Origin of the sequence: Nguyenibacter vanlangensis (genome assembly GCF_013376155.1) — a bacterium.
Taxonomy (GTDB): Bacteria; Pseudomonadota; Alphaproteobacteria; order Acetobacterales; family Acetobacteraceae; genus Gluconacetobacter; species Gluconacetobacter vanlangensis.
The window spans coordinates 1-3,254 of record NZ_JABXXP010000326.1 but is presented as its reverse complement, the minus strand read 5'-3'; the positions used below and the strand labels follow the sequence as shown (position 1 = coordinate 3,254).

4 protein-coding genes are annotated in these 3,254 nt (G+C 68.6%); 3 read left to right on the top strand and 1 reads right to left on the bottom strand.

Annotation, left to right across the window (positions count from 1 at the left end; translation table 11 throughout):
- The first annotated feature begins 295 nt into the window (after positions 1–295).
- Complete coding sequence (locus HUK84_RS13225) at positions 296–802, top strand: DUF2165 family protein (protein ID WP_246285664.1); 507 nt, start codon at positions 296–298, stop codon at positions 800–802.
- Positions 803–806: 4 nt separating this feature from the next.
- Here HUK84_RS13225 and HUK84_RS13220 read toward each other — a convergent pair whose 3' ends face one another.
- Positions 807–1,736: a LysR family transcriptional regulator gene (locus HUK84_RS13220; RefSeq protein WP_218064365.1), complete on the bottom strand. Its 930-nt coding sequence runs from the start codon at positions 1,734–1,736 to the stop codon at positions 807–809.
- A 136-nt stretch (positions 1,737–1,872) separates the two neighbouring features.
- Here HUK84_RS13220 and HUK84_RS13215 point away from each other — a divergent pair, with 136 nt between their 5' ends.
- Complete coding sequence (locus HUK84_RS13215) at positions 1,873–2,895, top strand: ABC transporter substrate-binding protein (RefSeq protein ID WP_246285663.1); 1,023 nt, start codon at positions 1,873–1,875, stop codon at positions 2,893–2,895.
- Positions 2,896–2,900: 5 nt separating this feature from the next.
- Positions 2,901–3,254, top strand: a 354-nt coding sequence (locus HUK84_RS13210) for an ATP-binding cassette domain-containing protein (protein ID WP_176640709.1), incomplete at its 3' end; no start/stop codon positions are given.

Sequence of the window (3,254 nt, the reverse complement as noted above, 5' to 3'; positions counted from 1 at the left end):
CGGCGGCCCCGGCGATGGTCATGGCGGCGGAGAGGGCGGCGCGGCGGGTGAGCGTCATGAACGGGGCATCGATCGTAGGTGTCGCGTGCGTGTCGGGCCATTGGAGGGGGACATGAGATCGTGTTCCCCGGCCATTTTGAAGCATCAAATAACGTGCCGGGTGCTGCTTTTTTGCGCGCGCGGAACGTTGCGGCCGGCATGGCCCGAACCGGGCTTGACCGGCGGGCGCGGGCGGCATGCTATGACGGAAACGCAATGACTGTTCCGAGGGCCGGCAATGCAGGATGGTTCGTTCATGCCTGATTCGTTCACCCTGGCCTCGCGTCTGGCCAAGCTGGCGATGGTCGCGTCGCTGGCGGCGTTCGGGCTGCTGGTCGCCTTCAACAACCTGACCGATTACCGGTCGAACTTCCTGTTCGTGCGACACGTGCTGAGCATGGACACGACCTTTCCGGGCAATGCGCTGACCTGGCGCGCGATTCACGCGCGCTGGGCGTGGCATGGGTTCTATCTGCTGATCATCCTGGGGGAAGCGGCGACCGGGATGCTGTTCCTGATGGCGGCGGGGGCGATGCTGCGCGCGCTGCGGGCGGACCGCGCGGCATTCCGCCGGGCGGCGCGGCTGGTGCCGCTGGGCACCGCGCTGGGATTCCTGATCTGGTTCTTCGGCTTTTCGGTCGTGGGGGCGGAATGGTTCGCGATGTGGCAGTCCCGTGACTGGAACGGCCAGCAGCCGGCCTTTCGCTTCTTCCTGACGATGCTGGGGGTGTGCATCTATGTCAGCCTGCCCGAGGACGGGTGACGGGTCACAGGGTCCGTTCGATGACGGCGCCGATCTTCTCGGCCATCAGGCTGACCAGCGGATTGACGTGGTTGAGGCGGGCGATCACGCTGAGGGTCTGCGGCCAGGTGCCGGCATGGCGCAGGGGGACGAGGGCGAGTTCGCCGCGCTCGCGTTCCTCAATGATGTCGAAGGGGGTCAGGAAGGTGATGGAATCCCCGGCGCGGGCCAGGCGGCGCAGGACCTCGACGGAGTTGCTTTCGACCCGTGCGACCAGGGAGGCGCCGCTGCGCGCGCACAGCGCGTCGAGATGCGGGCGGATCGAGGTCGTGGGGTCGGCCACCACCAGCGGATAGGCCAGGCAATCGGCGATCGACAGGCTTTCGCGCCGCGCCAGGGGGTGGTCGGCGCGCATGACGGCGCCGAGATGGGCGGTCCGGGCCACCAGGACGGTCGATCCGGCCTCTCGCGGGAGGTCGAAGCCCACGCCCAGGTCGGCCTCGCCGTCGCGCACGGCGGCCAGCAGTTCGGTGCGGCCATGGACCCGCAGGGCGACGCGCACATTGGCGTGCGAGACCTGAAAATCGGCCAGCACCTGGGGCATGATGTTGGCGGCCGGGCCGCTCATGACCGCCAGCACGATCTCGCCGCGATGCAGGCCCTTCATTTCCTCGATCAGGGCGCGGGTGCGGTCCATGTCCTTGAGCGTCTGGCGGACATGGGCGATCATCAGTTCGCCCGCCGCGGTCAGGACCAGCTTGCGCGGCAGGCGCTGGAACAATTTGGTCCCGAGCTGGCGCTCCAGCTCGATGATCTGGCGGTTGATCGCCGAGGAGGCGACGTTGAGGCGCTCGCCGGCCTTGCGGATCGAGCCCAGCCGCGCCACGACGTCCAGATAGACCAGCATCCGCCCGTGCAGCATGCGCGACGCCCCCCCCTTTTCACTTGCCCGCAACTGGTGGGGCGCCGGGGCGCCGCGGTCAAGATCCGTGCTGCCTTTCAGGCAGCGCCGCGCGCGTGAAATGTCTCTTTCCATTCCCGGAACGGGGACGTTACGCTGCCCGTCCGTTGCAATCATGAGACGGTGCCTGATGCCTGACCGCGCCATCGGACGACGCGCCGCCCTGCTGGGCATGACGATGACGGGCGTGGGTGCCCGCGCCCTGGGTGCCCATGCCTCGGATGCCCATGCCTCGGATACCAGCGCGCCCGGGCGCCTGACGCTGGTGACCAACTGGTATGCCCAGCCCGAGCTGGGCGGGTTCTATCAGGCGCAGGAAAGCGGCCTGTATCGCGCGGCCGGGCTGGATGTGACGATCCGGTCGGGCGGGCCGCAGGTCAATGCCATGCAGTTGCTGCTGGCCGGCGCGTGCGACGTGATCGTGGGCCAGCCGGACGCGGCCATGGTGGCGGCGCTGCGCGGCATTCCGGTGGTGACGATCGGCGCCTGTTTCCAGAAATGCATGACCGGGTTCCTGACCCATCCGGATATCGGCGGCCTGTCGGACCTGAAGGGGCACCCGCTGCTGATCAGCACCGAGGGGCGGTCGACCTATTGGCCGTGGCTGAAGCGGACCTATGGTTTCACGGACGCGCAGGCGGGGGTCTATACCTACAACCTGCAGCCGTTCGTCCATGATCCGGCGCTGGCGATCCAGTCCTTTCTGTCCTCGGAGCCCTATGCGGTGCGGCAGATGGGGGTGGCGTTCAAATATTTCCTGTTCGCGGATGCGGGTTATCCGACCTATACCAACGCGCTGCTGGTCTCGCGCCGGACATTGGAGACGCGGGCGGATGCGTTGCGGCGGTTTCTGGCCGCCAGCGCGCGGGGCTGGCTGGATTACCTGTATCATGACCCCGCCGCCGGCGATGTCGCCATATTGCGCGACAATCCGGCCAATACGGCCGACCACATGGCCTGGTCGCGCCGGACGCTGCGCGACGTCCATGCGATGGGCGCCCCGGGGCAGGTGCTGCTGGGCATGAGTGCGGCGCGGTGGGCGCGGATCCACGAGGTGGTGGCGCTGTCCGGAGGGACGGCCGATGGGGCGGCGTGGCGCGATGCCTATACGACGGCGCTGTCGGACGCGCTGACCGACACGGTGCCGGCGTGAACGCGATGCCGGGCCCCGGGCCGCATGCGGCAGATGTCGCGACGCCGGTGGTCAGCCTGCGCGGGGTGGAGAAGGTCTTTGCCAACGGGGTGCGGGGGCTGGCGCCGCTGGACCTGGAGATCCGTCCCGGCGAGCTGGTCAGCCTGATCGGGCCGTCGGGCTGCGGCAAGAGCACGCTGCTGAAGCTGGTGGCCAACCTGCATGCGCCCACGGAAGGGCAGGTCGCGTGGTGGGGCGGGGATTTCCGCGCGGTGGGGACGGACGGACGGCGGCTGGCCTTCGTCTTCCAGGACCCGACATTGATGCCCTGGGCCAATGTGGCGACCAATGTGCGCCTGCCGCTGGACCTGGACGGCGTG

Bases quoted from the DNA above. Each gene is read 5' to 3' on its own strand.
- HUK84_RS13225 (WP_246285664.1), top strand. From the start codon at position 296: ATGCCTGATTCGTTCACCCTGGCCTCGCGTCTGGCCAAGCTGGCGATG.
- HUK84_RS13215 (WP_246285663.1), top strand. From the start codon at position 1,873: ATGCCTGACCGCGCCATCGGACGACGCGCCGCCCTGCTGGGCATGACG.